The organism is Nocardioides sp. cx-169, assembly GCF_021083605.1.
Classification (GTDB): domain Bacteria; phylum Actinomycetota; class Actinomycetes; order Propionibacteriales; family Nocardioidaceae; genus Nocardioides.
In genome coordinates this window covers 118,235-144,870 of record NZ_JAJNRO010000013.1, presented here as the reverse complement: position 1 = coordinate 144,870, position 26,636 = coordinate 118,235, and the positions used below count along the sequence as shown (strand labels likewise).

Below are 26,636 nucleotides of genomic sequence, written 5' to 3'. Positions count from 1 at the left end.
TGGCGGGTGTGACCCGGGCCGCTCAGCCGCCGGTCAGACGAACGGGCTGGGGTCGCGGTAGTTCAGCCACTTGTCGCGGTCGTCCTTGGGCACCTCGACGCACGGGCCCCGCAGGTTGACCAGGACGTAGTCCCCGTGCTCCGGGAGCTCGGAGAACGCGGCGACGATGTCGCCCTTCTCGGCCACCAGGCTGTGCCCGCCGGAGCGCTCGCGCAGGACGGGCTCCTCGAAGCCGGCGGCGGTGAGCACCGGACCCAGGGCGTCGAGGAAGGGTCGGGCCGCTCCCGGCCCCACGTCGACGCGGCCGGCGGCGTTGTACCGGTAGGAGCCGAACTCGTCCGGGAACGCCGACTCGCAGCCGTCGAAGCCACCGGTGGTGTTGGACGGGGTGCCGCCCAGGGCCTCGACCGCGCCCTTCACCAGGTCCGCCGCGGCCTGCCGCACGTCCTCGCGCTGGGTCTCGAGCTCACGCGTCGACTCGTCACCGCTCACGTCGTCTCCTCCACTCCCGCAGCCGGTGAGGACGGCCGCCACCAGGACCAACCCTGCCAGCCGCCTCATGGCGTCATGCCCGTGGTCGTCGGGCTGGTCGGGTCGCGGTCGTACTCGGGGTCCTGCGGGCCGTCGTGCCAGGGGTCGTGGACGTGGCCGGCGTGCTGGACGGCGTCGTAGTTGCCGTTGACGATCTGACTGATGTTGTGCAGCGACTCGGTGTCGTGGTCGAAGTACTTGGAGTGGTCGTCGAAGGAGAACGCACCGCCGCGCGTCGTCGACTCCGCCTGGAAGCGGTGGGCCCCGAAGTCGTCCTCGGCGGGGTCGTCGCCCAGCCCGGCGCCCCCCACGGTCTCGCCGTGCACCCAGCCGTGGTTGCCCAGGTCGGCGACCGGGTCGCGGCTGTTGGCGCCGGCCCAGACGTGCTCGGGGTCGATGCCGAGGTCACGGGCGTGGTCGGTGTCGCCGCCGAGGCCGGGACTGCCGACCACGACGATGTCGTCGACGGCGAGGCCGTGGTCGTGGGCCGCGTGGCCGGTGGTGGTCGAGCCGTAGCTGTGCCCCACCGCGGTCATGTGGGCGGGCTCGCCGTCGCGGCCGGCCCGGAGCCCGTCGACGGTGTCAGCCAGGCGCTCCCCGCCGTTCGTGGCCATCGACTCCCCGGCGACGCCGGCCCAGTCGAAGCCCTCGTCCCACGGCAGGTTGTCGGGCGCGTCGTAGCCGATCCAGAACATCGAGGCGTTGCTCGCGCCGGCGTCCAGGTGGCGGGCCGCCTCGTACATCGTCGCGGCCCGGTCGGCCTGGTAGCCCGCGCTCTCGCCGTCGGTGCCCAGCCCGGGGACGACCACGGCGACGTTGTCGGCCGTGTCGAGGTCGCCGGCAGAGATCGCGATGGCGCCGTCCCCGCCGAACGCCGCCGGGTCGTAGATGTAGACCTGAGCCCGGATGGGCTCGCCGGTGACCGGGTCGGTGCGGTCCTCGATGTTGTGCCGGGCCTCGTCGGCGGCGCGGACGTTCTCCAGCCAGACACGCTCGTCGGGGGTGATGACCCCCTCGTCCTCGGCGTGCGTCCAGTCCGCGAGGTCGCGGGTCATCGCCACCGTGTTGGCGGCGTCGCGCGCCCCGGCGGGGATGCCGTCGAGGTTGCCGATGGCGCCCGGCGCCGCGGCGATGATCGCCTGCTGCTGCTCACGCGTGAGCGAGTCCCACCAGTCGTTGACCTCCTGGGGGCTCGCCCCGCCGCCGGGCTTGGCAGCGAGGGCGCCGTCGGCGGGGTCGGCCACGCCGCCGTAGATGCGCTCCACGTCGTCGGCGCCGAGCACCCGCTGGAAGGCCTGCACCATCTCCGCCTCCTCCGCGGAGAGGTCGCCCGCCCAGGTGGTGACGTCGGTCTCGTAGGTCTGGACCTGCGTCGCCACGCGGTCGCAGTCGGCCTGCAGGGCCGCCACGTCGGCCTCGGTGGCGCTCGCCGCCTCGGCGCGCAGGTGGGCGACCTGCTGGGCGAGGTGCGTCTTGCGCTCCACCAGGTCGGTCCGGCGCTCCAGCAACGACTGCATCTCCTCGGCGTGCGCCTGCACCCGCTGGGCGACCCCGCGCAGGGCCAGCGACATGGCATCGGCGCGGTGGCCCAGCGGGGTCACGCCCTGGTGGTAGGCCGTGGAGCCGAGCCCCACCCAGTCGCCGATCCGGGCGCCGGAGGCGGCGAAGGTCCCGAGGTCGTCGACCTGGGCCGAGGCGGAGAGCAGGTCGCCGCCGCAGGAGCGGATCGCGGCGGGGTCGCAGGTGAGCGGCGGGACCTCGGAGGGCAGCGGTGGGAGCTGGATGACGGTCATCGCGTCTCCCCCAGGTAGCTCATCAGCAGCGTCACGTCGGCGCCGACCGCCTCGTCGCTGCCGACGTAGTCGCTGATCGTGACGCGCAGCCCGTCTGCCTGGGCCTCCGCGGCGTCCCCCAGGGAGCCCGCGTGGCGCTCCCACGAGGTGAGGAAGCGCGAGGCCGCGCCAGACACCGCAGAGGTGAAGCCGGAGGTGTCGGCGTCAGAGACGAGGGTGGCGGCGGAGGCGAGGTCGAGGCTCTGCTCGTCCCAGGCCTGGGACGCCGCGCCGACCGAGAGGGGCACGACCTCCATCACCGACCACCTCCCCGGACCAGACGCCGCGCCGCGTCCGGTCCGACCTCGAGCGACTCCGAGGAGACCTCACACAGCAGCGCCCCGGCCTCCTCGGCGTACGACGCCGTGACCGTCAGGTCGTCGAGGTGGGCCACGAGCCGCTCCACCGCGCCCGGTGGCCGGGTGAGCGCCCCACCCTCGGACTCGAGCGCGTGACGCAGGGCGACGAGCACGTGGAAGCCGTCGCCGCGCCGGGTGGCGACCCCGGCGACCGCGCGCACCGCACCGGGGCCCGCGCCGTAGCGGTAGCGCGACCGCGGCGACTCCTCACTGTCGCCGGCCGCGCCGGACCACAGCCGCCCGGCGAGGTCCTGGACCCTCGCCAGCACGGCGTTCGCGGCCGCCTCGTCGACAGTCGCGCCCGGGGGCGCCGGGGGTGACTCGGGAGGCAGCAGGACGACGTCGACGTCGGGGTGCCGACGCCGGAGCGCGTCGAAGAACGGGTCGCCGGTGGGTTCCGAGATCTGGTGCAGCTCCATGACGTGAGGTTGCCCACGTCAGGAGGCCGGAAACCGGAGGACTCCCGGCCTGTGGATAGCTCCGGTCAGAGCCCCGGGAACCAGATCGCGATCTCGCGCGCCGCGGACTCGTCGGAGTCGGAGCCGTGGACGAGGTTCTCGCGGTTGGACAGCGACAGGTCGCCGCGGATCGTGCCGGGGGCGGCCGCCCGCCCGTCGGTGGCGCCGTTGAGCACGCGGACCACCTCGACCGCGGAGTCGCCCTCGAGCACCAGGGCCACCAGTGGGCCGCTCGTGATGAACTCGCGCAGGTCCGGGTAGAACGCCCTCTCGACGTGCTCGGCGTAGTGCTCGTCGGCCGTGGAGGCGTCGATGTGACGGTGCTCCATCGCCACGATCCGCAGCCCCTTGGCCTCGAACCGCGAGAGCACCTGACCCACGAGGCCTCGACGGACGGTGTCGGGCTTGAGCAGCACGAGGGTGCGAGTGGTCTCGGTCATACCTACGACCTTAGCCACCTACCCGAGCCGCCCGGCACGCCGGACCACGTCGTTGGGCAGCGGCACCGTCGCGCACTCGGGGGCGGGCACCGGAGCACCGATCGCCTGACGCACCGGGATCACGCCTCCCCAGACACCCGCCTCGACGTCCTCCGGGTCGTCCACCGGGCCGCCGGCGCGCACCTTCATCGACGCCTCGTGCAGGGGCACCGCGAGCACCGCGGTCGCCGCGAGCTCCTTGCGGGTGTGGGGGCGCAGGGTCGCCGCCCGTCCCGGGACCATGTGGTCGACCGTGAGGCTCAGCGCGTGCGCCTTCTCCTCGGGGTCCTGCACCACGCGGGCGACCCCGATGACGACCGCCGAGCGGTAGTTCATCGAGTGGTGGAAGGCCGAGCGCGCCGCCACGAGCCCGTCGAGCTCGGTCACTGTCACGCACACCGTCGCCCCCTCCGACCGGGTCAGCCACCGGGCCGCGACCGAGCCGTGGATGTAGAGGGTGCCGTCCTCGTCCGGGCCGTGCGGGTCCACCGCGAAGGCCACCGGCAGCACCACGGGGTGGTCACCCACGTCGATCCCGACGTGCGCGACGAGCGCGTCCTCGAGCAGGGCGAGCAGCGCGGCGCGGTCCGTCACCGCGCGGTCCCGGCCGCGCGCGACCGTCGTACGTGGGGTGGGCGAGAGGATCGTCATGGTCCTAGTGTGGGCCGCAAATGGCCCGCTGTCAGGAGCCACTTCCCCACGATCTCGACAGGACACTATGGACGCCCTCGCCGTCGACCTGGACCGCTCCAGCGGCGTGCCCTTGGGCTCCCAGCTGAGCGCACACCTGCGCGCGCTGGTCACCGGCGGCCGGCTGCCGCCCGGCGCGCGGCTGCCGAGCAGCCGCGCGCTCGCGCTCGACCTGGGGGTGGCCCGGTCGGTCACCGAGCACGCCTACGCCCAGCTCGTCGCCGAGGGCTGGCTCGAGGGCCGACCCGGCTCCGGCACCTACGTCGCGGCCGTCGGCCCCGCCGCCGGTCCCCCGCGACCGCACCGGCCGGCGGTGCCGGCGGCCCGCCCGCTGGTGCGGCTCGGCACGGGCACACCCTGGATCGACCCGCGCCAGCGCCCGGCGTGGCGACGCGCGTGGCGCGAGGTGGGCGCGGCCACGATGCCGCGCGGGTACGACGACCCGCGCGGCCTGCCGGAGCTGCGCGCGGCCCTCGCGGCCCGGCTCGGCCGCCTGCGCGGCCTCGACGTGGACCCCGACGACGTGCTCGTCACCGCCGGCACCGCTGACGGCCTGCGACACCTGCTCGCGGCGCTGCCGCCAGGCGACGTCGCGGTCGAGGACCCCGGCTACCGCGCCGCGGTGGCGACCGTGCGGGCCGCGGGCCGCGACGTCGTCGACCTCCCGGCCCTGGCACCCGTCACCGACCTGAGCTCGGTGGTCGCCGCCTACGTCACCCCGGCGCACCAGCACCCGCTCGGGCCGCCCATGTCCGGGCGCGACCGGCTCACCCTCCTCGGCGCGGCCTGGGACGCCGGAGCGATCGTGGTCGAGGACGACTACGACTCCGAGTTCCGCTACGACGTGGCGCCCATCCCCGCCCTCGCCAGCCTCGACCGGGACCGCGTCGCCTACCTCGGCACCGCCAGCAAGTCGGTCGCCCCCAGCCTGCGGCTGGGCTGGCTGGTGGCGCCGCCCGCACTCCGCGAGCAGGTCGAGCGCCACCGCGACCTCACCCACGACGCCGTCTCCTGGCCGGTGCAGCGGGCGTTCCTGGCCCTGCTGCGCGACGGCTACGTCGACCGGGTCGTCCGCTCCGCGCGACGCACCTACGCGGCACGAGCCGAGCGCGTCGCCGCCGCCCTGGCGCCGTACGTCGAGGGGTCGGTGGCCGGCATGTACGCCACCGTGGTCCTGCCCCAGGACCTCGCCGAGCGCGCCCACGCCGCGGCCCGCCGCGCCGGCTTCGACGTCCCGCTGCTGAGCGACTACTGCCGCTCGGCCTCCCTGCACGGGCTCATCGTCGGCTTCGGCGGCTGCACCGACGCCGAGCTCGACGCCGCCCTCGCCGTGATCGCCCCCCTCCTCTCCGGCTCCTCGACCCGTGTAGTGGGCGACGGATGAGTCAGGCGTCGTCCTCGCCCTCGGCGGCGATCTGGGCGTCGAGCGCGGCGTACGCCGCCGCCCGCTCGCGCTCGATCTTGCGCCCGAGGAGGTACGCCGTGCCCCACAGCAGCGCGAAGATCCCCCCGAGGACGAACATCATCGGGACCACGAAGCCGAGGCCGACCGCGGCGACCTGGATCGCCCAGCCCAGGCCGTAGGCCCACTCCCCGCGGAGCATGCCGGCCACCAGCAGGCAGGCCAGCATCAGGCCGAGGCCGACGGCCAGGGCGGTGGCGACGTCGACGTCGGCGATCGTGATCATCACCGGCGTGGTGAGGCCGAGGGTGATCGCCTCGAGGCTCAGCACCGCCGCGCACATGCCGCGGCGCGGCGACCGGCCGCGCTCGCTCACGAGCGCCGCCTCACCAGGGACCGGGCCTCGCCGACCGTCACGACGGAGCCGGTGACGAGGACCGCGCCGGAGCCGATGGAGTCACCCGCGGACTCGCCGTTCTCCGCGAGGCCCGCAGCGAGGTCGATCGCGTCGGCCAGCCGCGGCTCCACCGAGACCCGGTCCTCGCCGAAGATCTCGATCGCGACCTGCGCCAGCTTGTCGGCCGGCAGGGAACGGGAGGCGGAGTTCTGGGTGCAGACGATGTGGGCGAAGTGCGGCTCGAAGGCCGACAACAGCCCGGTGTGGTCCTTGTCCGCCATGACTCCCACGACGCCGATCAGGGGCGAGAACGCGAACGAGTCGTCCAGCGCGTCGGCCACGGCCTCGGCGCCGGCCGGGTTGTGCGCAGCGTCCAGCACGATCGTCGGGCTGCGGCGCACGATCTCGAGCCGTCCCGGCGAGGTCACCTCGGCGAAGGCCGCGGCCACGAGCTCGGCGTCGAGCGGCTGGTCGCCCGCGAACGCCTCGACGGCGGCCAGGGCGACCGCGGCGTTCTGCGCCTGGTGCGCGCCGTACAACGGCAGGAACACCTCGTCGTAGCGACCGCGCAGGCCCTGGAAGGACACCACCTGGCCGCCGACCGCGGGCACCCGCGAGATCACCCCGAACTCCATCCCCTCGCGGACGACGGTCGCGCCGACCTCGACCGCGCGGGCGAGCAGCACCTGGGCGACCTCGGGGGTCTGCTGGGCGAGCACGGCGAGCGAGCCCGGCTTGATGATCCCGGCTTTCTCGCCGGCGATGGCGACCGGCGAGTCCCCGAGGTACTGCGCGTGGTCGACCGCGATCGGCAGCACCACCGCGACCGTCGCGTCCGCGACGTTCGTCGCGTCCCACGAGCCGCCCATGCCGACCTCGACCACGGCCACGTCGACCGGGGCATCGGCGAACGCCGCGAAGGCCATGCCGACCACGGTCTCGAAGAAGGACAGCGGGTGCGCCTCGGACTCGTCGACCAGGTGGGTGAACGGCGCGACGTCGTTGAACGCGCGCACGAACGCCTCGTCGTCGAGAGGCTCGCCGTCGACGCTGATCCGCTCGCTCATCCGCTCGACGTGCGGGGAGGTGAAGCGCCCGGTGCGCAGGTCGAGGGCGCGCAGCAGGGTGTCGATCATCCGCGCGGTGCTGGTCTTGCCGTTGGTGCCGGTCAGGTGGATGACCGGGTACGACGCCTGGGGGTCGCCGAGCAGCTCGGCGAAGGCGCGGATCCGGTCCAGCGACGGCTCCAGCCGGGTCTCGGGCCAGCGCGACAGCAGCGCGTCCTCCACCTCGGCGAACGTCTCGGCCAGGCGCGGTGAGTCGGGGGTCTCGTGCGGGGTGTCAGTCATCTCGTGTCGAGTCTAGGGATCGCGCTTCCTCGACCCCGGACTGGAACAGGTTCTAGTGTGTTCGCCATGAGAACCACGGTCGCCGTCGTCCACGCGCCAGGGCAGGACTTCGCCTTCGAGGAGGTCGACCTCGACGGCCCGCGCGCCGACGAGGTGCTGGTGCGCATCGTGGCCACCGGCCTGTGCCACACCGACATCACGATGCGCACGATGCTGCCGGCCGAGATGTTCCCCAACGTGTTCGGCCACGAGGGCGCCGGCGTCGTCGAGGAGGTCGGCGCGGACGTCGACGGCGTCGAGGTCGGCGACCACGTGGTGCTGAGCCTGCGCTCGTGCCGCGCCTGTCCGCGCTGCGAGGCCGGGATGGTCGGCTACTGCGACTCCACCCTCTTCCTGAACTACCTGGGCATGCGCATGGACGGCTCGACGACGATGTCGCGCGACGGCTCGCCGGTCTTCGGCTCGTTCTTCGGCCAGTCCAGCTTCGCCCAGCACGCGCTGGCGTACGCCGACAACTGCGTGGTCGTCGACAAGAGCCTCAACCTGACCAGGATCGCCCCCTACGGCTGCGGCTTCCAGACCGGCGCCGGGGCGGTGCTCAACGTCCTCAAGCCCGGGCCCGAGGACAGCCTGGTCGTCTACGGCGTCGGTGCGGTCGGCCTGGCGGCGATCGCGGCGGCGAAGGCCGAGGGCGTCGCCACGATCGTCGCGGTCGACCTGATGCCCAGCCGGCTCGAGGTCGCAGCCCGCTACGGCGCCGTCGGGGTCGACCCCTCCGAGCTCGAGCCGAACGACTTCGGCACGCAGGTGGTCGACCGGGTCAAGGAGCTCACCGGCGGCGGGGCCACCGGGGCGGTCGACACGACCGCCGTACCCGAGGTGCTCAGGCAGGCCGCCCAGTCGCTCGCCGCGCGTGGGCAGCTGGTGGTGCTCGGGCTCGGGGCGCCGGAGTTCCCCGTCGACGCGATCGACCTCATGCAGAACGGCAAGGTGATCCGCGGCAGCGTCGAGGGCGACTCCGACCCGCTCGAGATGGTGCCCCGGCTGATCGAGCTCAACCGCACCGGGCGCTTCGACGTGGACGACCTCGTGGTGAGCTACCCGTTCGCCGAGATCGGCGCCGCCATCGAGGACGTGACCGCCGGGAGGGTCGTCAAGCCCGTCCTGGTCTGGTGACGACCCACGGCGCGACTAGTCGATGCGCAGGTTGACCATGTCGACGACCGGCCGGTAGCCGACCGCCTCGTAGATCTTGTTCGACGTCGAGTTGTCCAGGTCGGTGAACAGGCAGGCCTGCGCGCCCGTGTCGAGCAGCCGCTGCGTGACGGCGGCGACCGCGGCGCTGGCGTAACCGTGACCCCGTGCGTCACGGGGCGTGTAGACCGGGCCGACACGCGCGACGCCGTAGGTCGGGGGGTTGTGGGCGGTGAGGTGGACGACCCGACCGGACTCGTCCTCCCAGAGCCAGACCAGGCCCTCCTCGACCCGGCGGGCCATCTCGCGCGCCTCGAGGTACTCCCCCGTCGCCGACTCGGCGGATCGCCCGGCCTGCTCCGCGGCGTCCGTGGCGAACGCGTTCCACCAGCGGGTCGCCAGGTCCGTGTCCTCGGCGCGGGCCGCGCGGAGCCGGCCCGCCGGCTGCGGGGGCGTGACCACCTCGGTCGCCTCCCACAGCCGCATCCGCTCGTGGACCTGTGCCGTGCCGCCGACCAGCCTGGCCGTCTCCTCGGCGACCTGCTGGGCAGCGGGCAGCGCGCCGTTGACGGCGAGCACCTGCTCGCCGCGGGCATGCAGCACCCGGGCGAGCTCGCGGGCCGCCTCCTGCGGCATCGGCAGCACGTACAGCGGATACGGCTCGAAGGGCGCCGTGCGCATGGCGACGCCCACGACGTCTCCGCACTCGCGGACGGCCAGCCACCAGTGCGGGTAGTCGCCGCGCGGCTCCCCGCGACGGTCCGCGTCGGCGATCCGGTGGCTCACGGTCGACGCCACGGTCGCCACCACCGGGTCGGCCGCGAGCAGCGCGCCGGCATCCCGGAGGAACGCGGCGGGGTCGACGTAGAGCTCCAGGTCGGGCACGCCTCAACCCTTGCATCCCCCTGGCCCGCCGACCACCGGAGGGCCGAGTGACGACCGGCACTAGGATTTGCACCATGACCGAGATCATCGACACCCAGGCCCCGGACACGACGCGCAGCGACAGCGGCGCGGTCGTCGTACCGGAGAAGCCGGCGCTCGAGGGTCTCGAGGAGAGGTGGGCCGCACGCTGGAAGGCCGACCAGACCTACGCCTTCGACCGCACCCAGGCCCGCGACAACGTCTTCTCGATCGACACCCCGCCGCCCACGGTGAGCGGGAGCCTGCACGTCGGCCACGTCTTCTCCTACACCCACACCGACCTCATCGCCCGCTACCAGCGGATGCGCGGCAAGTCGGTCTTCTACCCGATGGGCTGGGACGACAACGGCCTGCCCACCGAGCGCCGCGTTCAGAACTACTTCGGTGTGCGCTGCGACCCCTCCCTGCCCTACGACGCCGACTTCACGCCGCCGGAGAAGCCGGACCCCAAGCGCCAGGTCGCGATCAGCCGACCCAACTTCGTCGAGCTGTGCGAGCAGCTGGTCGAGAAGGACGAGCAGGTCTTCGAGTCGCTGTGGCGCACGCTCGGCCTCTCCGTCGACTGGAGCCAGACCTACACGACCATCGGCCCGCGCGCCCAGAAGGTCAGCCAGACCGCGTTCCTGCGCAACTTCGCGCGCGGCGAGGCCTACCTGCAGGAGGCGCCGACCCTCTGGGACGTCACCTTCCAGACCGCCGTGGCCCAGGCCGAGCTGGAGGCCCGCGACTACGCCGGCGCCTACCACCGCGTGACCTACCACCGGCCCGACGGCGAGACGGTCGCGATCGAGACCACCCGCCCCGAGCTGATCCCCAGCGTCGTGGCCCTCATCGCCCACCCCGACGACGAGCGCTACCAGTCGCTGTTCGGCACGACGGTCACCTCGCCGGTCTTCGGCGTGGAGGTCCCCGTCGTCGCCCACCCGGCCGCCGAGATGGACAAGGGCGCCGGCATCGCGATGTGCTGCACCTTCGGTGACCTGACCGACGTCACCTGGTGGCGCGAGCTCAACCTGCCGGTCCGCACCGTCATCGGTCGTGACGGCCGCCTCCTGCGTGAGACGCCCGAGTGGCTCGCGCACGAGCCGGCCATGACCGCCTACGCCGAGCTGGCCGGCAAGACCGTGTTCTCCGCGCGGGAGGCGATGGTCGGGCTGCTGCGCGAGAGCGGCGACCTGGTCGGCGACCCGGTGCCCACCCAGCGCATGGCCAACTTCTACGAGCGAGGCGACAAGCCGCTCGAGATCGTGGCCACCCGCCAGTGGTACATCCGCAACGGCGGCCGCGACGCCGCCCTGCGCGCCGAGATGATCGAGCGGGGCGCGGAGATCCAGTGGCTGCCTCCCCACATGCGCCACCGCTACGACAACTGGGTGAACGGGCTCAACGGCGACTGGCTGATCTCCCGACAGCGGTTCTTCGGGATCCCCTTCCCGGTCTGGTACCCCCTCTCCGACGACGGCGAGCCCGACTACGCCCACCCGCTGATGCCGAGCGAGGCCGAGCTCCCGGTCGACCCCTCGACGCAGGCGCCCCGCGGCTACACCGAGGAGCAGCGCGGCAAGCCGGGCGGCTTCGTCGGCGACCCGGACGTGATGGACACCTGGGCGACGTCCTCACTCACTCCGCACATCGCCGGCGGCTGGGGGTCCGACGACGACCTGTGGCAGCGCGTCTTCCCGATGGACCTGGCCACCCAGGCCCACGACATCATCCGCACCTGGCTGTTCGCGCGCGTCGTCCGCGCCCACTTCGAGAACGGCGTCGCGCCGTGGAGCCACGCGCTGATCTCGGGCTTCATCGTCGACCCGGACCGCAAGAAGATGTCGAAGTCCAAGGGCAACGTCGTCGTTCCCGACCAGATCCTCGACAAGTACGGCGCGGACGCCGTCCGCTGGCGCGCCGCCATCGCGCGCCCCGGCCTGGACTCGCCGTTCGACGAGACGCAGATGAAGGTCGGCCGACGGCTGGCCATGAAGCTGCTCAACGTCTCGAAGTTCGTGCTGTCCAGCATCGGTGCGAGCTCGGTCAACCCGGTCGAGGTCACCGAGCCGATCGACTGCGCGCTGCTCGCCCGGCTCGCCACGGTGGTCACCAAGGCGACCGACGCCTTCGACGCGTTCGACTACACGACCGCGCTCGAGGTGAGCGAGAAGTTCTTCTGGGAGTTCTGCGACGACTACGTCGAGCTGGTCAAGGAGCGCGCCTACCGCGAGGAGGGCGGCGCCCCCACTGAGTCGGCCCGCGCCACCCTTGCGCTGGCCCTCCAGGTCCAGCTGCGCCTGCTCGCGCCGTTCCTGCCTTACGTCACCGAGGAGGTCTGGTCCTGGTGGCAGCCCGGCTCGGTGCACCGCAGCACCTGGCCGGCCGTCTCCGAGCTCGGCTCGGCCGCCGCCTTCGATCCGGCCGCCGTCGACGCCGTCGCCTCGGCGCTGATCGGCATCCGCGGCGCCAAGTCGCAGGCCAAGGTCTCGATGCGCGCCGAGCTCTCCCGCGTGATGATTTCGGGTCCCGAGGCCCTGGTGCGCGCCGCCGAGCTCGCCGCTCCCGACCTGCGCGCGGCCGGCAAGATCACCGGCGACCTGGTCTTCAGCACCACCGAGGGCACCGAGCTCAAGGTCGACGCCGAGCTGGCTCCGACGCAGTAGGCCCCGGGGGCGGAGCCTGTGGCGGCGGGTCTCGAGGCTCGTCGCCGGCGCTCCTCGCACCTCGACCACCGAGCTCAGCCACCTCGGTGGTCGACCCGCCGAGCGCAGCTACCTCGGTGTGGTCGAGAGCCGACGAGCGCAGCTACCTCGGTGGTCGAGCCGGCGAGCGCCAGCGAGCCGTGTCGAGACCCCTGGGCCTCTTCGCCCACCTCACCATGTCCCGACATCGCCGTCGCGACCTCGTTCCTCGGTCGCGGGCGCTGCTCGACCTCCCCCTTCGACCCGCGGCGGCGCAGCCGCCACGGGTCAGGCGGACTTCTTCTTCTTCTCGGGCTCGCGGGGGACCAGGGTCGGCGCGACGTCGTCGTTGACGACCTCGGCGGTGACGATCACCTTGGCGATGTCACCGCGGGACGGGACGTCGTACATGACGTGGAGGAGGACCTCCTCGATGATCGCGCGCAGGCCGCGGGCGCCGGTGCCGCGCTCCATGGCGTGGTCGGCGATGGCGGCGACGGCGTCCTCGGTGAACTCCAGGTCGACGCCGTCGAGCTCGAAGAGCTTCTGGTACTGCTTGATCAGCGCGTTGCGCGGCTCGGTGAGGATCTGCACCAGCGCCGCCTGGTCGAGCTTGGTCACGCTGGCGATCAGGGGCAGCCGCCCGATGAACTCGGGGATCAGCCCGAACTTCGTGAGGTCCTCGGGGCGCACCATCGAGAGGAGATCCTCGGCGTCGCGCTCGGCGGCGGTGCGGACCTCGGCGGTGAAGCCGAGGTTCTTCTTGCCGACGCGCTGCTCGATGATGTGCTCCAGCCCGGCGAAGGCACCGCCGACCACGAACAGGATGTTGGTGGTGTCGATCTGGATGAACTCCTGGTGCGGGTGCTTGCGCCCGCCCTGCGGCGGCACCGAGGCGGTGGTGCCCTCGATGATCTTCAGCAGTGCCTGCTGCACGCCCTCACCGGAGACGTCGCGGGTGATCGAGGGGTTCTCCGCCTTGCGGGCCACCTTGTCGATCTCGTCGATGTAGATGATGCCCGTCTCGGCCTTCTTGACGTCGTAGTCGGCCGCCTGGATCAGCTTGAGCAGGATGTTCTCGACGTCCTCACCGACGTAGCCGGCCTCGGTGAGGGCGGTGGCGTCGGCGATCGCGAACGGCACGTTGAGCATCCGGGCCAGGGTCTGGGCGAGGTAGGTCTTGCCGCAGCCGGTGGGCCCGATCACCAGGATGTTGCTCTTGGCGACCTCGACGATCTCGTCCTTGCTGTGCTTGCCCGCGACCGGCTGGAGGCCCGCCCCGACCCGCTTGTAGTGGTTGTAGACCGCCACCGCGAGCGACTTCTTCGCCTGCTCCTGCCCGATGACGTAGGAGTTGAGGAAGTCGAAGATCTCCTTCGGCTTGGGCAGCTCGTCGAGGCTGACCTCGGTGCCCTCACTCAGCTCCTCCTCGATGATCTCGTTGCACAGGTCGATGCACTCGTCGCAGATGTAGACCCCGGGGCCTGCGATCAGCTTCTTGACCTGCTTCTGGCTCTTTCCACAGAAAGAGCACTTCAGCAGGTCGCCTCCGTCACCGATGCGAGCCACGGGGTCATCTCCTTCGACGCGGGTTGTGCAGTGCCACGATGCAAACCATCAGAAGGTACCTCGTGCCGCCCCCCGTGGGGGGGCCGGACACGAGATGCCTCACGACGAGTTGGACCGCCGGTCAGGTCGGGTGATCGGTTCAGGGGTCAGGTCAGGGCAAGGGTCGAGGCCTTGCGCGAGTCGAGCACGGTGTCGATCAAGCCGTACTCGATGGCCTGCTCGGCGGTGAGGATCTTGTCGCGCTCGATGTCGCGACTGACCTCCTCGATCGAGCGGCCGGAGTGCTCGCTGATCATCTTCTCCAGCAGCTCGCGCATCCGCAGGATCTCGTTGGCCTGGATCTCGATGTCGGAGGTCTGGCCGAACGTGCCCTCGGTATAGGGCTGGTGGATCAGGATCCGGCTGTTGGGCAGCGCCATGCGCTTGCCGGGGGCGCCGGCCGCGAGCAGGATCGCGGCGGCCGAGGCCGCCTGCCCCAGGCACACCGTCTGCACGTCGGGGGTGATGAAGCGCATCGTGTCGTAGATGGCCGTCAGCGCGGTGAAGGAGCCACCGGGGCTGTTGATGTAGATCTGGATGTCCTGGTCGGGGTTCATCGACTCCAGGCACATCAGCTGGGCCATGACGGCGTTGGCGATGTCGTCGGAGATCGGCGTGCCGAGGAAGATGATCCGCTCCTCGAACAGCTTGGCATAGGGGTCGATCCGCCGGAAGCCGTAGGACGTGCGCTCTTCCCACTGGGGGATGTAGTAGTTCATGGGTCAGTCCTTCTGCCGCGCCGGGCGGCCGTCGTCGGCGGCTTCACGGGCGCTCTTGATGACCTGGTCGACCAGGCCGTACTCGAGCGCCTGCTCGGCGGTGAACCAGCGGTCGCGGTCGGCGTCGTTCTCGATCTGCTCGACCGTCTGGCCGGTGTGCTCGGCGATGAGCTCGAGCAGCACCTTCTTGATGTGCAGCGACTGCTGCGCCTGGATCTTGATGTCGGAGGCGGAGCCGCCCATGCCCGAGGAGGGCTGGTGCATCATGATCCGCGCGTGCGGGAGCGCGTAACGCTTGCCCTTGGCGCCGGCGCACAGCAGGAACTGCCCCATCGAGGCGGCCAGGCCCATGCCCACCGTCGCCACGTCGTTGGGGATGTAGTTCATCGTGTCGTAGATCGCCATGCCGGCGTCGACCGAGCCGCCGGGGCTGTTGATGTGGAGGAAGATGTCCGTCTCCGGGTCCTCCGCCGAGAGCAGCAGCAGCTGGGCGCAGATCGCGTTGGCGTTCTGGTCGCGCACCTCGGAGCCGAGGAACACGATGCGCTCGCGCAGCAGCCGTTGGTAGATGTGGTCGTCGAGGACGTTGAGCCCCCCGCCGCCGCCCATCAAGGGGCCGGACGGCTCGGAGGCGAGACTGGGGTTCTGGTTCACGTCGCCGACACTAGCCCGAAGCACGGACAGTTCCACGGGCATTGGCCCCCTGTTCGCCGACAGCGGATTCTCGGGTTCGCTCAGGAGGACTCGGCCGCCGCCTTGAGCCACGCCACCGTTCGGCCATCGCCTGCTGGAGCTCGTCGGCATGCCCGGGCTCACGCCAGCCAGCGCTCGAGCGCCGCGTGCACCTCGGGGTGGTTGAGCAGCCCGAAGTGGTCGGTGCGGCCCAGGTGCAGGACCTCGGCGCCGGGGAACAGCTCGCCGCCACGCTTGTCGCGCCCGTAGGCCGAGCGCGGCCGCACCAGCAGGTCCCCCACGACGTGGCCCACCGGGTGGCGCTGCGACTCGGTGAGGGTCGCGGCGACCAGCCGGTAGCGCGCGTGCGGCAGCGGCGGCACGTCCTCGGCGAGGCCGGCGACGAGGTCGTGGACGCCCACGGAGCGCCAGTCCAGGATCCGCCCGAAGGCCGCGGTCTCGGGTAGGCGGGACAGCCCCCGGCTGCCGTGACCGATGCCCCAGGCGATCGGCGCGCCCAAGTGGGGCGTGCCGAGCGTGACCACGTCGCTGATCCGCTGCGTCCACGGCTCCCCCGACCCCGGCGCCTCGGCCGCGACCGCACCCGACGCGCGGATCACCAGGCCGCCGAGAGAGTGCCCGACCAGGGCCACCCGGGTGACGGGCACCGGCCACGCGTCGACGAGCCGCTGCATCAGGGCCGAGAGCGCCACGCCGTTCTCGCGCAGCGACAGCCCGGTGTTGGCCCGCAGCAGCACCGGGCTCCAGCCGAGCGCCGCCACCGACTCCGGGTACGTCGTGCCGGTGCGCTCGCGGTGGAGGTCCCAGTAGGACTCGTTCTCGCACAGGCCGTGCAGGAAGACGACCAGGCGGCCGGAGGGCTCCGGGTAGGCCGTGCCCAAACCCTCCGGGGTCGCCTCGACGTCCCGACCGCCCGCACGCACCGCCATGGAGATCGCCAGGTGCGGGCGCTCCCGGACGAGTCGGTCGCCGATCAGGCCGTTGACCGAGGAGCTGACGAACCGCCCACGCGGCCCGTCCTCGAGTCGGGGGCCGGCACCGGTGGCGCCCAGTCGGTCCAGGCCGAGCGACGTCGCCCGCAGGCCCGCCGCCAGAGCGCCGTACACGGCTCCGGCGATGCCGCGGTGCACGAGGTCGGGCACGGTGGAGGCCCCACCGGTGCCCCGGTGGGCGACCCGACCGACCCGGTCCGCCATGGCGAAGTGGGTGTCGCGCGCGCTCTTGACGACCAGCTCCTCGGCCACCTCGGAGAGCAGCGAGAGCGCGTCGAGCACCCCGGGACCCGGGGGCGCGCCGGGGCGGGACAGGTCCGTCATGGCCCGATCATAGGCGTCTGGTGAACAGTTGTGCACTCACGTGGCAGGGTGTCGCAAGCAGACACGCACCCTGTCCGCCGGCGGACCGGACGGAGCAGGGTGCGTGCTGCTGCGGATCGGCATCGCGCGCGGGCAGCCGCCCGGCGCGCACCGCTCACTCCTCGGTCTCGGCCTCGGAGGGGGCCTCGGTCGCAGCCTCGGGCTCGCCGATGGTCCCGTCGGGACGCAGGTTCTTCAGCTCGACCACGTTGCCGGAGGCGTCCTTGACCACCGCGGTCTCGACGATGGCCGCGAGGGCCTTGCCGCGCAGGATCTCCTGGACGAGCTCGGGGATGTGGTTGTGCTCGAACATGTGGTTCGCGAACTCCTGCGGGTCCTGGCCCGACTGCTGGGCCCGGCGCACCAGGTGGCTGGAGAGCTCCTGCTGCTCGATGCTGAGCTCCTCCTTCTTCGCCACCTCGTCGAGCAGGAACTGCGCGGCGACGGCGTCGCGGACCCGGCGCTCGAGGTCGGCCTCGAACTCCTCGATGGTCTGCCCCTCGTCCTCGAGGTACTTCTCCATCGTGATGCCGGCGTAGCCGAGCTGCTGCTCGATGTTCTGGCGGCGAGCATTGAGCTCGTCGGTCACCATGCTCTCGGGCAGCGGCACGTCGACGCGGTCCAGGAGGACCTCGAGGACGGCGTCGCGCGCGGCGGCGGCCTGCTCGAGGCGCTTGCCTCGGCCGAGGCGCTCGCGCACGTCGGCGGTGAGCTCGTCGATGGTGTCGAACTCGGAGGCCAGCTGGGCGAAGTCGTCGTCCAGCTCGGGCAGCTCCTGCTCCTGAACCTGGCTGATGCTGACCTGGACCTCGACGGGCTCGCCGACGAGGTCGCCGCCCACGAGCTCGGAGGAGAAGGTCTTCTCGTCTCCGGCCGACATGCCGACCAGGGCCTCGTCGAGGCCCTCGATCATGCCGCCACGGCCGACCTGGTAGGACATCGCGGACACCTCGGCGCCGTCGAGCACCTCGCCGTCCTTGAGCGCCTTGAGGTCGAGCACGACGAAGTCGCCCTCGGCGGCGGGCCGCTCGACGTCGCTCAGGGTGGCGAACCGCTCACGCAGGGCCTGCACCTGCTCCTCGACGTCGCTGTCGGCGACGACCAGGTCCTCGACCTCGGCCTCGAGCCCCTCGTACGACGGCAGCGCGATCTCGGGGCGCACGTCGACCTCGGCGGTGAACTCCAGGGTCTCGTTGTCCTCGAACTTCGTCACCTCGATCTCCGGCTGGGCCAGGGGCTGGAGGTCGTTGGCCTCGAGCGCCTCGATGTACTTGGCCGGCAGCACCTCGTTGATCGCCTCGTCGAGCACGGCGCCACGGCCGACCTGACGGTCGATGACCATGGGGGGCACCTTGCCGCGGCGGAAGCCGGGGACGTTGATCTGCTGGGCGATCTTCTTGTAGGCCGCGTCGAGGCTCGGCTTGAGCTCCTCGAAGGGCACCTCGACGGTCAGCTTGGCCCTGGTCGGGCTCAAGGTCTCGACGGCGCTCTTCACAGGTGTTCTCCTCAGTCTGGGTGAAAGGTGTTTCGTCGGGGCGACAGGACTCGAACCTGCGGTCTCCTGCTCCCAAAGCAGGCGCGCTAGCCACTACGCTACGCCCCGTCAAAGCATGGTCTTGTCCGGGTCAAGACGCCCCCAGCCGTGCTGGTGAGGGCTCCTTGGAGCGGATGACGGGAATCGAACCCGCGTAGTCAGTTTGGAAGACTGAAGCTCTACCATTGAGCTACATCCGCGTGCAGGTCTCGCGCCGCTCGGCAGCGCGAAATATGCCTCGCCATGGTGCCACACCGAGGGTCCCGGGCCCCAAACGGCCCCGCTGGGCGGACAGCACTCACGTGCGGTGGACGATGACCAGTGCGCGATCGTCGTCGGGCGACCCGAGGGCCTCGGTGAGCCGGGCCGCGGCCCTGTCGTAGCTGCCGCGCATCAGCGACTCGGCCTGGCCGAGCATCTGGTCGATGCCGAGGTCGATGTCGCGGCGCGGCTCCTCGACCATGCCGTCGGTGTAGAGGAGCAGCGCATCGCCGCGAGCGAGCCGGCCGCCGGCGCTGGTGAACGTCGCGTGGTCGAGCAGGCCGAGGACCGGGCCGTCCGTGCGCAGGACCGACCAGCGGCCGGAGGCCGCCGTGCGGTGGGCGGCGGGCGGGTGACCCGCGGTCCGGATCTCGTAGTCCCCGGTCGTCAGGTCCAGGGAGAGGTGGACGGCGGTGGCGAACCCCTCGTCCCAGGCCTGGCGCAGCAGGTAGCCGTTGGCGGCGGGCAGGAAGTCGCGAGCCGGCATCGCGCCGAGCAGGCCACCGAAGGCTCCGGAGAGGAGCAGCGCACGGGTGCCGGCGTCGGTGCCCTTGCCGGAGACGTCGACGACCACGACCTCGAGGTGGTCGAGGTCGTGACCGCGCATCGTCACCACGAAGTCGCCGGCGAACGGCGTGCCGCCTGCGGGCTTGAGCGCCGACTCCACATGCCAGCCGGGCGGCAGGTCGGGGACCCCGCCCTGGGTGAGGATCCGGTCGCGCAGGTCGACCAGCATCGCCTCCCCGCGCAGGCCGGCCACGCCCAGGCTCGAGCGGCGGAAGCTGGTCGCGATCACCACCAGGCCCATCAGGAACTGCACCAGGGTGGCCCCGATGATCCGCGGGGTGACCTCGGTCTGCGCGGCCAGCCCCACGGCGAGCAGCACCATCAGGAACACCACGAACGCCGGCAGCGTGCGCGGCCCCAGCCACAGGCTCGCGATGACCAGGGGCAGCATCAGCCCGGTCAGGGGCGCCCGGTCGGGCAGGACGAACACCACGACGGTGATCAGGACCGCCACGACCGCCAGTGCGAGCGCGATCCGGGCCTCCGGAGTGAGCCCGCGGCGCCGGAACAGCTCCCAGCTCCTGCGCGCGGACCTGCGCGCAGGCTGCACGTCGTAGGTGGCGGTCATGGAGGTCCAGACGATGTGAGCGAGAGGCGGGTGTCAGCAGGGTACGGCGCGCGAGCGGAACGTGGGCTGACAACGGGGACACCAGAACACGTTTCTCGCCTGGAGCACCGCCGTACGGACCGACGCGCCGCACACCAGGCAGGGCTGGCCGGTCCGGCGGTAGACGTAGACCTCTCCCCCGTGGTCGTCCTTGCGGGGCGGGCGGCCCATCGCCTCAGGGGTGTGCTCGGGCCGGACCGTGTCGATCCGCCCGGTCCGTACTCCTTCGCCCATCAGCTCGACGAGGTCGTCCCACATCGCCCGCCACTGCCCCACGCGCAGGGTGCTGCCCGGCCGCAGCGGGTGGATCCGGTGGCGGAACAGCAGCTCGGCGCGGTAGACGTTGCCGACGCCGGCCAGCACCGACTGGTCCATCAGCAGCCCACCGACCGGGCCCTTGCTCCGGCGGATCCGCTCCCAGGCGCGGGCCGGATCCTGGTCGAGCCGCAGCGGGTCCGGGCCGATGCGCGCCAGCACGGCGTCGCGCTGCTCGCGCGTCACCAGCTCGCAGGTCGTGGCGCCGCGCAGGTCGGCGTACGCGGTCGGACCGGCGTCGGCGGTCACCAGGCGGAGCCGGACCTGACCCACCGGCGCGGGCACCTCTCCGGTGTCGCCGAGGTCGTGGTGCACGTCGAAGGCGCCGTACAGGCCGAGGTGGACGTGGACGTAGCGCTCGCCGGGGAAGGCGATGAAGAGGTGCTTGCCCCAGGACTCGGCACTCTCCAGGGACTGGCCGTCGAGCAGCCTGGCGGCGTCCTCGAAGCGTCCCTGCGGGCTGCCGACCCGCACCAGCCGGCCGGCGAAGGCCCGGTCGAGGTCGTGGGCGAGGCGGTGGAGGGTATGGCCCTCAGGCATCGCGCGCCGAGTCGGGCAGGGGCGGCAGCTGGCCCGTGCTCTCGTACGCCGCCAGCTGGGCGATCCGCCGGACGTGGCGCTCGTCGCCGGAGAAGTCGGTGGTCAAGAAGACCTCCACGAAGCGGGTCATGTCCTCGAGCGAGTGCATGCGCCCGCCCACGGACACGACCGTGGCGTCGTTGTGCTCGCGCGCCAGGGCGGCGGTCTCCTCGGACCAGACCAGTGCGGAGCGCACGCCGCGGACCTTGTTGGCCGCCATCTGCTCTCCGTTGCCCGAGCCGCCGACGACCACCCCGAGGCTGTCCTGGCCCGCCGCGCGCTCCGCGGCCACGCCCTCGGCGGCCCGCAGGCAGAACACCGGATAGTCGTCCAGGGCGTCGTAGACGAACGGGCCGTGGTCGACGGGCTCGTAGCCGTGATCGCGGAGCCACCCGACGAGGTGGTCCTTGAGCTCGAGGCCGGCATGGTCGGATCCGACGTGGACGCGCATGCCCCGATCCTCCCAGAGTGCGTCACAGACCCGGCGGACGGCTCCGGCGGAGCCCCTCGAGGAACGCGGCGACCTGCCCCATGAGCGGCTCCGCGGCGGGGAACACCTGCTCGTGGCGCCAGAAGCCGTGCACCTGCCCGAGGTAACGGGTGCCGACCACCGTCACGCCCGCGTCGGCCAGCAGCGAGACCAGGTGCTCGCCCTCGTCGCGCAGCGGGTCGTGCTCGGCGGTCACCACGAGCGTCGGGGGCAGCGTGGCGAGCCGGTCCGAGCGCAGCGGGGCGAGGTCGGGGTCGTCCAGGTCGGCCGGCCTTGCGGCGTACTGCTCCCAGTACCAGGCGGCCTCGCGCGGGTCGAAGCCCTCCGCCGCCGCATAGGAGGCGAAGCCCGCGCGTGGGTCGAGGAAGGGGTAGATGAGCACGACGCCGTCGACCCGACCGGGGTTGCGCAGCGCCGCCACGAGCGCGAGGTTGCCGCCCGCACTGTCGCCGTGGACGAAGACCGGACCGTCCTCGTCCCACCACGCCAGCGCGGCGTCGACGTCGTCGGGCGCTGCTGGGAAGCGGTGCTCGGGTGGGCGCCGGTAGTCGACGCTGAGCACGGCGGTCCGGGTGCGGTTGGCCAAGCGCCGCGCGGCGCCGTCATGGACGTCGACGTCATGGAAGACGAACCCGCCGCCGTGCAGGTGCACCACGACGCCCGGGCGAGCGTCCTCGGGGCGGTAGAGCCGGCACGGCACTCCCCCGGCGTCGACGTCGCGGACCTCCGCCACGTCCTCGCGCGGCTCGGCCGCGGCCGCCGACCGGGCCGCGGCCCGGTCGGCCTCGATGTCGAAGGCGGCTTCGTAGACCTTCGGCGTCGCGGCGTACTCCTCAACCGCGCGCCTCGCCGCTGGGTGCAGCACGCTCAGCCGACCTTCGCCGGTCTCAACGCTGCATGAGGGCGTCGAGCCCGACCGCCACCGCCGCCGCGACCCGGAAGTCGATGCGCTGGTCGGGGACGTGGACGGTGTACTTGTCGCGCACGGAGCTTTGGCGCTCGACGCCGAGCAGCGGCTGACCCTCCGAGCTCACGAAGTCGAAGTGGATCGGCAGGAACGGGATGTCGGTGAAGCGACGGATGAGCGCCACCGCCTGGCTGCGCTCCTGACCGGTGCCGGCGTAGCCCGGGCCCTCGATGTGGAAGGTCGAGCGCATCAGGCTCGCGCCGAAGTCCTTGCGGAAGAAGCCGATCTGGTTGCGCGCCTCGTCGAAGATGTCGTAACCGGCGTTGAGGTCGATCTTCTTGCGGGCCTTGAAGCTGAAGACCGGGCGGGTCTTGGTGTCGTCGGCGTAGAACGTCACCTCCTCCTTGAACGCGAGGCGCTTCTGCTCCGCCAGCCCCATCGACTGCCCGAAGCTCCCGTCGGGGTTGGCCGCGAAGAGCTCGTAGCGGTTGGTGGTCATCGCGAACTTCTGCTTGACGTAGAACGTCGGCAGGTACATGTCGGCAGTCATGCGCAGAGCCTAGGGCAGCCCGTTCGCCCCGGTGCGAGGTCTGCAGCCTCGCGACCGTGTCGGTCCTGCTCCCCGGCCAGCGACCGCTGAGCAGCAGCAGACCCAGGCCGCGAGACTCTCCCGGATCGCCTCGATCGGCCGGGGCGGTCGAGCATCCGGCCGCCCCGCGGCCACCACCCGCCGTACGCCGGCGGCCCGGCCACTTCCGCCGAAGATGCCCAGCCGTCCCACTGGTCACCCTGCCAGTGCGAAACTCACGCTTCCCCGCCGAAGTTTCGCACCGGAGGCGTGAGTTTCACCGGGTCCCCGGTGAAACTCACCCAGCGAGGCTCACACCCGTGCCAGCTCCTCGTCCACCACGGACGGGTCAAGCTTGGTGAAGATCGGGGTGGGCTTGTCCACCTTCACCCCGACGGCGATCGGGCGCGACTCCCAGCGTGGCGTCGCGGCGTAGTCGCCGGTGATCACCGGGTAGGAGCCCAGCCCCGCGCCGTGACCCGGGTCGAGATCCTCGACGGTCTCGATGCGCGGCATCGGCATGAACTCGCCCCGACCGCCGTAGGCCGCCCACACCTGGTTGGAGGAGTGCGGCAGGAACGGCGCGAGCAGTGTGTTGCAGTCGAGCACGCACTGGGCGGCGACGTGCAGCACGGTCGCGAGGCGCTCGCGCTGCGACTCGTCCTTCATCTTGTAGGGCTCGGTGACGGTGAGGTACTTGTTCACCTCGCCGACGACCCGCATCGCCTCGGCGATCGCGGCGCGCTGGCGGTGCCGGCCGATCAGGTCGCCCACGGTGCCGAACGCAGCGCGCACGGCGGAGAGGACCGCCTCGTCGACCTCCTCGAGCGCGCCCGCGACCGGGATCTCGCCGAAGCTCTTGGCGATCATCGTGGCCGTGCGGTTGACCAGGTTGCCCCAGCCGGCCACCAGCTCGGAGTTGGTGCGCTGCACGAACTCCGCCCAGGTGAAGTCGGAGTCGGAGGTCTCGGGCCCGGCGGCGCAGATGAAGTAGCGCAGCGCGTCGGGCTGGTAGCGCGAGAGCATGTCGCCCACCAGGATCACGTGGCCGCGGCTGGTGGAGAACTGCTTGGACTCCATGGTCATGAACTCCGAGGACACCACCTCGGTGGGCAGCTGCAGCTCGCCGTAGGCGCCGGGCTCTCCGCCGCGTGCGCCGCGACCGTCGTACGCCAGCAGCTCGGCCGGCCAGATCTGGCTGTGGAAGACGATGTTGTCCTTGCCCATGAAGTAGTAGGACAGCGACTCCGGGTCGTTCCACCAGCGACGCCACGCGTCGGCGTCGCCGGAGCGGCGCGCCCACTCGATGGAGGCCGACAGGTAGCCGATCACCGCGTCGAACCAGACGTAGAGCCGCTTGGTCGGCTGCTCGCGCCAGCCGTCGAGCGGGACCGGGATCCCCCAGTCGATGTCGCGCGTCATCGCGCGCGGGCGGATCTCGGAGAGGATGTTCTGGCTGAAGCGGATGACGTTGGGGCGCCACAGGCCCGTCTCCTCGCGCCCGTCGAGCCACTCCTGCAGCGCCTCGGCCAGCGCCGGCAGATCGAGGAAGAAGTGCTGGGTCTCCACGAACTCCGGCGTCTCGCCGTTGATCTTCGAGCGCGGGTTCTTCAGGTCGGTCGGGTCCAGCTGGTTGCCGCAGTTGTCGCACTGGTCGCCGCGCGCGTCGGCGTAGCCGCAGATCGGGCAGGTGCCCTCGATGTAGCGGTCCGGGAGGGTGCGGCCGGTCGAGGGGCTGATGGCGCCGTACGTCGTCTGCTCGATCATGTAGCCGTTGCGGTGCACGGTCTCGAACATCTCCTGCACCACCAGGTAGTGATTGCCGGTGGTGGTGCGGGTGAACAGGTCGTAGGAGAGACCGAGGTCGACCAGGTCCTGCACGATCACGGCGTTGTTCTTGTCGGCGAGCTCGCGGGCGGTGACGCCCTGCTGGTCGGCCGCCACCAGGATCGGGGTGCCGTGCTCGTCGGTGCCGGACACCATGAGCACGTCGTGGCCGGCCATCCGCATGTACCTGCTGAAGACGTCGGAGGGCACGCCGAAACCGGCCACGTGGCCGATGTGGCGCGGGCCGTTGGCGTACGGCCAGGCGACGGCGGACAGGACATGGGTCATGTCGCTGATCCTAGGGTCGCGGCGCCACCCGTTTCCCGGCGGGCCGGTCCCCCGCCCCGGCCGGTCAACGCGGGTCGAAGCGGTCGACCCGCTTCTGCGCGCGGTGCCGGATGCCGGGGAGTCGGTCGTAGAGGTGCGCGCCGGGGCACGCGGTCTCGTTGGTGTCGCGGTGGCCGTCGATCACGGGCAGCCGGACCTGGGCACCGGAGGCGTACCGGTCACTCCCCTCGGACGTGACGGCCACCGTGCCGCCTGCGTCGCGGCGGTGCCGGTCCAGCTTCCACGCGGCCAGCCGTACGACGGCCGTCACGGCCTTCGTGGTCGGCCGCGTCGCCTCGAAGTTGCCGAGGACGGCGATGCCGACCGAGTTGTGGTTGAAACCCAGCGTGTGCGCGCCGCGCACCGGCCGATCCGGCCCACCGGACCGGCCCACCCAGGCCCGACCGAACCGGTCGACGACGAAGTTGTAGCCGAGGTCGAACCAACCCAGCGACGCGGTGTGGTAGCGGTACATGCCCCGCAGGATGGCCGGCACCTGCGCGCGGGTGTAGCTGTTGCTCGACGCGGTGTGGTGGACGTGGACCTGCCGCAGGCCGCGGTTGTAGGTGGGGCTCCCGTTGCGCCAAGACGGGTCGGCACCCCACGCCTTGCGGAAGAGCAGCGGGGGGCGCGGTGCGGCGGTCGGCTTCGCCGCCGCGCGCGTCGAGCCCCGACCGGAGGCCGTCACTGAGCCCGCCCTCGCGCTCGCGTCCGAGGGCAGGACGCCCGGGTCGATGAGCACCAGCCGGAGGTCACGGTGCCCGGAGCCGCGCACGTCCACCTGCACGCCGTCCGACGGCCCGACCCACATCGGCTCGGTGCCCCGGCGGCCCCGGGACTCGGTGCCCGCGGTCGGGCCGTCCCGCAGGATCTCGGCCGTGCGCCAGCTGCTCCAGCCGCTCGCACCGCGCGAGCGGAAGCGCAGCGAGGACGGGTCGGCGCCGCGCCAGGTGAGGCCGAGCATCGAGTACGGCGAGGTCCGCTGCGGGCGCCGCGTCTCCGCCGTCACCGGCACCTCCGCGGAGCGCACCGGCGACCCTGCGTCGGCCCGCAGGCGGATCGTCGAAGCCTCGCTCCGCGGCCCCGATCCGGGGTCGGCGTAGGCCGCCGGAAGGGCCAGGAGACCCGTGGCCAATGTGACTGCTGTGACTAGTGATGCAGTTCCCGAGAAGCGCATGGGGATCAATTGTGCGCGCTGAGGGCCGCTAAGTCGACCTGGCCGGGTGCCGGCAGGGCGCTACGGCGCCTCGTACCTCGCGGTGACGACGGCCGTCACGGCCGCCACCACCACGACGACGATCAGCTGAAGTCGAGGTCCCCGGTGCGCGAGCGCTTGAGCTCGTAGAAGTACGGGAACTTCGCGACCGCGACCGCGCCGTCCCACAGCTCCCCGGCCTGCTCGCCGCGCGGGATCTTGGACAGGACCGGCCCGAAGAAGGCCGCTCCCTCGATCGCGATGGTCGGCGTCCCGACGTCGTCGCCGACCTGGTCCATGCCCTCGTGGTGCGACTTCGCGACGGCCTCGTCGAACGACGGGTCGTCCATCGCCTCGACGAGCTCGGCCTCGAGCCCGGCGTCGGCGAGCGCGCCGGCGATCAGCTCGCGCGAGATGGGCTCCTTGTTCAGGTGGATGCGGTTGCCCATCGCGGTGTAGAGCGGCAGCAGGACCTCACGGCCGTGCTTCTGCTCCGCCGCGATGCAGACGCGCACCGGGCCCCAGGCGGGCCTGAGCATCTCGCGGTACTCCTCGGAGATGTCCTTGTCCTTGTTGAGGTAGGCCAGGCTCATCACGTGCCAGGTCACCTCGATGTCGCGCACCTCCTCCACCTCGAGGATCCACCGCGAGGTGATCCAGGCGAACGGGCAGAGCGGGTCGAACCAGAAGTCGGCTTGAGTCATGCCTGACCCAATCACCTCGCCCCCGAATTCCTTCCGGCGGGTCCCTCCCCGCCTCCGCATTTCCTGAGGTGCGAGCGCAGCGAGCCTCGAAGGGACGAG

The 26,636-nt window shown here is 71.9% G+C and carries 25 protein-coding genes and 2 tRNA genes; 3 read left to right on the top strand and 24 right to left on the bottom strand.

Annotated elements, in window-relative coordinates; translation table 11 throughout:
- Positions 1-33 precede the first annotated feature (33 nt).
- From LRP67_RS17480 to LRP67_RS17455, 6 genes are all read right to left on the bottom strand, one after another.
- On the bottom strand, positions 34-492 hold the full coding sequence (locus LRP67_RS17480; RefSeq protein WP_231271440.1) for a hypothetical protein: 459 nt from the start codon (positions 490-492) through the stop codon (positions 34-36).
- A gap of 65 nt (positions 493-557) precedes the next feature.
- A complete protein-coding gene (locus LRP67_RS17475; RefSeq protein ID WP_231271439.1) occupies positions 558-2,324 on the bottom strand; it encodes an alpha/beta hydrolase in 1,767 nt (588 codons plus the stop codon).
- Complete coding sequence (locus LRP67_RS17470) at positions 2,321-2,620, bottom strand: hypothetical protein (RefSeq protein ID WP_231271438.1); 300 nt, start codon at positions 2,618-2,620, stop codon at positions 2,321-2,323. The genes LRP67_RS17475 and LRP67_RS17470 overlap by 4 nt, the downstream gene beginning before the upstream one ends.
- Positions 2,620-3,141 (bottom strand): hypothetical protein, encoded by a 522-nt coding sequence (locus tag LRP67_RS17465; protein WP_231271437.1) that lies wholly within the window; start codon positions 3,139-3,141, stop codon positions 2,620-2,622. Before LRP67_RS17465 ends, LRP67_RS17470 begins: the two co-directional genes overlap by 1 nt.
- A gap of 65 nt (positions 3,142-3,206) precedes the next feature.
- Positions 3,207-3,620, bottom strand: a complete 414-nt coding sequence (gene ndk / locus LRP67_RS17460) for a nucleoside-diphosphate kinase (RefSeq protein ID WP_231271436.1) — start codon at positions 3,618-3,620, stop codon at positions 3,207-3,209.
- An 18-nt stretch (positions 3,621-3,638) separates the two neighbouring features.
- Complete coding sequence (locus LRP67_RS17455) at positions 3,639-4,310, bottom strand: pyridoxamine 5'-phosphate oxidase family protein (RefSeq protein ID WP_231271435.1); 672 nt, start codon at positions 4,308-4,310, stop codon at positions 3,639-3,641.
- Between the two features lie 67 nt (positions 4,311-4,377).
- Between LRP67_RS17455 and LRP67_RS17450 the strand changes: the two genes are divergently transcribed.
- Positions 4,378-5,733, top strand: a complete 1,356-nt coding sequence (locus LRP67_RS17450; protein WP_231271434.1) for a PLP-dependent aminotransferase family protein — start codon at positions 4,378-4,380, stop codon at positions 5,731-5,733.
- 1 nt (position 5,734) lies between these two features.
- Here LRP67_RS17450 and LRP67_RS17445 read toward each other — a convergent pair whose 3' ends face one another.
- Positions 5,735-6,127 (bottom strand): DUF4233 domain-containing protein, encoded by a 393-nt coding sequence (locus LRP67_RS17445; RefSeq protein WP_231271433.1) that lies wholly within the window; start codon positions 6,125-6,127, stop codon positions 5,735-5,737.
- The gene (locus tag LRP67_RS17440) at positions 6,124-7,497 is read right to left on the bottom strand and encodes a folylpolyglutamate synthase/dihydrofolate synthase family protein (RefSeq protein WP_231271432.1); all 1,374 of its coding nucleotides are present in this window, start codon (positions 7,495-7,497) and stop codon (positions 6,124-6,126) included. Before LRP67_RS17440 ends, LRP67_RS17445 begins: the two co-directional genes overlap by 4 nt.
- A gap of 66 nt (positions 7,498-7,563) precedes the next feature.
- On the opposite strand from LRP67_RS17440, the gene LRP67_RS17435 reads away from it, so the two are divergent.
- Positions 7,564-8,673, top strand: coding sequence for an NAD(P)-dependent alcohol dehydrogenase (locus LRP67_RS17435; protein WP_231271431.1), 1,110 nt, complete (start codon positions 7,564-7,566; stop codon positions 8,671-8,673).
- Positions 8,674-8,688: 15 nt separating this feature from the next.
- On the opposite strand, the gene LRP67_RS17430 is transcribed toward LRP67_RS17435, so the two are convergent.
- Positions 8,689-9,576: a GNAT family N-acetyltransferase gene (locus LRP67_RS17430; RefSeq protein ID WP_231271430.1), complete on the bottom strand. Its 888-nt coding sequence runs from the start codon at positions 9,574-9,576 to the stop codon at positions 8,689-8,691.
- 74 nt (positions 9,577-9,650) lie between these two features.
- On the opposite strand from LRP67_RS17430, the gene valS reads away from it, so the two are divergent.
- Positions 9,651-12,263: a valine--tRNA ligase gene (valS, locus tag LRP67_RS17425; protein WP_231271429.1), complete on the top strand. Its 2,613-nt coding sequence runs from the start codon at positions 9,651-9,653 to the stop codon at positions 12,261-12,263.
- Positions 12,264-12,569: 306 nt separating this feature from the next.
- On the opposite strand, the gene clpX is transcribed toward valS, so the two are convergent.
- The 15 genes from clpX to LRP67_RS17350 all read right to left on the bottom strand — a co-directional run bounded on the left by clpX (position 12,570) and on the right by LRP67_RS17350 (position 26,537).
- A complete protein-coding gene (gene clpX / locus LRP67_RS17420) occupies positions 12,570-13,850 on the bottom strand; it encodes an ATP-dependent Clp protease ATP-binding subunit ClpX (protein ID WP_231271428.1) in 1,281 nt (426 codons plus the stop codon).
- Positions 13,851-13,996: 146 nt separating this feature from the next.
- Positions 13,997-14,608 carry an ATP-dependent Clp protease proteolytic subunit gene (locus LRP67_RS17415; protein WP_231242005.1) on the bottom strand — a complete coding sequence of 204 codons (612 nt, stop codon included), beginning with the start codon at positions 14,606-14,608 and terminating at the stop codon, positions 13,997-13,999.
- A gap of 3 nt (positions 14,609-14,611) precedes the next feature.
- Positions 14,612-15,217 carry an ATP-dependent Clp protease proteolytic subunit gene (locus LRP67_RS17410; RefSeq protein ID WP_091027005.1) on the bottom strand — a complete coding sequence of 202 codons (606 nt, stop codon included), beginning with the start codon at positions 15,215-15,217 and terminating at the stop codon, positions 14,612-14,614.
- A gap of 203 nt (positions 15,218-15,420) precedes the next feature.
- Positions 15,421-16,617, bottom strand: coding sequence for a GPI inositol-deacylase (locus LRP67_RS17405; RefSeq protein ID WP_231271427.1), 1,197 nt, complete (start codon positions 16,615-16,617; stop codon positions 15,421-15,423).
- A 154-nt stretch (positions 16,618-16,771) separates the two neighbouring features.
- Positions 16,772-18,151: a trigger factor gene (gene tig / locus LRP67_RS17400; protein WP_231271426.1), complete on the bottom strand. Its 1,380-nt coding sequence runs from the start codon at positions 18,149-18,151 to the stop codon at positions 16,772-16,774.
- Positions 18,152-18,186: 35 nt separating this feature from the next.
- A tRNA-Pro gene (locus LRP67_RS17395) sits at positions 18,187-18,259 on the bottom strand.
- 57 nt (positions 18,260-18,316) lie between these two features.
- A tRNA-Gly gene (locus LRP67_RS17390) sits at positions 18,317-18,390 on the bottom strand.
- A 98-nt stretch (positions 18,391-18,488) separates the two neighbouring features.
- Positions 18,489-19,586: a PP2C family protein-serine/threonine phosphatase gene (locus LRP67_RS17385; protein ID WP_231271425.1), complete on the bottom strand. Its 1,098-nt coding sequence runs from the start codon at positions 19,584-19,586 to the stop codon at positions 18,489-18,491.
- A 33-nt stretch (positions 19,587-19,619) separates the two neighbouring features.
- On the bottom strand, positions 19,620-20,480 hold the full coding sequence (locus LRP67_RS17380; RefSeq protein WP_231271424.1) for an Fpg/Nei family DNA glycosylase: 861 nt from the start codon (positions 20,478-20,480) through the stop codon (positions 19,620-19,622).
- Entirely contained in the window at positions 20,473-20,970 is a 498-nt protein-coding gene (locus LRP67_RS17375) for a ribose-5-phosphate isomerase (protein ID WP_231271423.1), read from the bottom strand. Before LRP67_RS17375 ends, LRP67_RS17380 begins: the two co-directional genes overlap by 8 nt.
- Before the next feature lie 22 nt (positions 20,971-20,992).
- A complete protein-coding gene (locus tag LRP67_RS17370; RefSeq protein ID WP_231271422.1) occupies positions 20,993-21,874 on the bottom strand; it encodes an alpha/beta hydrolase in 882 nt (293 codons plus the stop codon).
- A 22-nt stretch (positions 21,875-21,896) separates the two neighbouring features.
- Positions 21,897-22,466: a hypothetical protein gene (locus LRP67_RS17365; protein WP_231271421.1), complete on the bottom strand. Its 570-nt coding sequence runs from the start codon at positions 22,464-22,466 to the stop codon at positions 21,897-21,899.
- Positions 22,467-22,796: 330 nt separating this feature from the next.
- Positions 22,797-24,599, bottom strand: a complete 1,803-nt coding sequence (metG, locus tag LRP67_RS17360; protein WP_231271420.1) for a methionine--tRNA ligase — start codon at positions 24,597-24,599, stop codon at positions 22,797-22,799.
- A gap of 64 nt (positions 24,600-24,663) precedes the next feature.
- Positions 24,664-25,668, bottom strand: coding sequence for a peptidoglycan recognition protein (locus LRP67_RS17355; protein ID WP_231271419.1), 1,005 nt, complete (start codon positions 25,666-25,668; stop codon positions 24,664-24,666).
- Between the two features lie 269 nt (positions 25,669-25,937).
- Positions 25,938-26,537 (bottom strand): DsbA family protein, encoded by a 600-nt coding sequence (locus LRP67_RS17350; protein ID WP_231271418.1) that lies wholly within the window; start codon positions 26,535-26,537, stop codon positions 25,938-25,940.
- Between the last annotated feature and the right edge of the window lie 99 nt (positions 26,538-26,636).

Bases quoted from the DNA above. Each gene is read 5' to 3' on its own strand.
- LRP67_RS17475 (WP_231271439.1), bottom strand. From the start codon at position 2,324: ATGACCGTCATCCAGCTCCCACCGCTGCCCTCCGAGGTCCCGCCGCTC.
- LRP67_RS17470 (WP_231271438.1), bottom strand. From the start codon at position 2,620: ATGGAGGTCGTGCCCCTCTCGGTCGGCGCGGCGTCCCAGGCCTGGGAC.
- LRP67_RS17465 (WP_231271437.1), bottom strand. From the start codon at position 3,141: ATGGAGCTGCACCAGATCTCGGAACCCACCGGCGACCCGTTCTTCGAC.
- ndk (WP_231271436.1), bottom strand. From the start codon at position 3,620: ATGACCGAGACCACTCGCACCCTCGTGCTGCTCAAGCCCGACACCGTC.
- LRP67_RS17455 (WP_231271435.1), bottom strand. From the start codon at position 4,310: ATGACGATCCTCTCGCCCACCCCACGTACGACGGTCGCGCGCGGCCGG.
- LRP67_RS17450 (WP_231271434.1), top strand. From the start codon at position 4,378: ATGGACGCCCTCGCCGTCGACCTGGACCGCTCCAGCGGCGTGCCCTTG.
- LRP67_RS17440 (WP_231271432.1), bottom strand. From the start codon at position 7,497: ATGACTGACACCCCGCACGAGACCCCCGACTCACCGCGCCTGGCCGAG.
- LRP67_RS17435 (WP_231271431.1), top strand. From the start codon at position 7,564: ATGAGAACCACGGTCGCCGTCGTCCACGCGCCAGGGCAGGACTTCGCC.
- valS (WP_231271429.1), top strand. From the start codon at position 9,651: ATGACCGAGATCATCGACACCCAGGCCCCGGACACGACGCGCAGCGAC.
- LRP67_RS17415 (WP_231242005.1), bottom strand. From the start codon at position 14,608: ATGAACTACTACATCCCCCAGTGGGAAGAGCGCACGTCCTACGGCTTC.
- LRP67_RS17410 (WP_091027005.1), bottom strand. From the start codon at position 15,217: ATGGGCGGCGGCGGGGGGCTCAACGTCCTCGACGACCACATCTACCAA.
- LRP67_RS17405 (WP_231271427.1), bottom strand. From the start codon at position 16,617: ATGACGGACCTGTCCCGCCCCGGCGCGCCCCCGGGTCCCGGGGTGCTC.
- LRP67_RS17385 (WP_231271425.1), bottom strand. From the start codon at position 19,586: ATGACCGCCACCTACGACGTGCAGCCTGCGCGCAGGTCCGCGCGCAGG.
- LRP67_RS17380 (WP_231271424.1), bottom strand. From the start codon at position 20,480: ATGCCTGAGGGCCATACCCTCCACCGCCTCGCCCACGACCTCGACCGG.
- LRP67_RS17375 (WP_231271423.1), bottom strand. From the start codon at position 20,970: ATGCGCGTCCACGTCGGATCCGACCATGCCGGCCTCGAGCTCAAGGAC.
- LRP67_RS17365 (WP_231271421.1), bottom strand. From the start codon at position 22,466: ATGACTGCCGACATGTACCTGCCGACGTTCTACGTCAAGCAGAAGTTC.
- metG (WP_231271420.1), bottom strand. From the start codon at position 24,599: ATGACCCATGTCCTGTCCGCCGTCGCCTGGCCGTACGCCAACGGCCCG.
- LRP67_RS17350 (WP_231271418.1), bottom strand. From the start codon at position 26,537: ATGACTCAAGCCGACTTCTGGTTCGACCCGCTCTGCCCGTTCGCCTGG.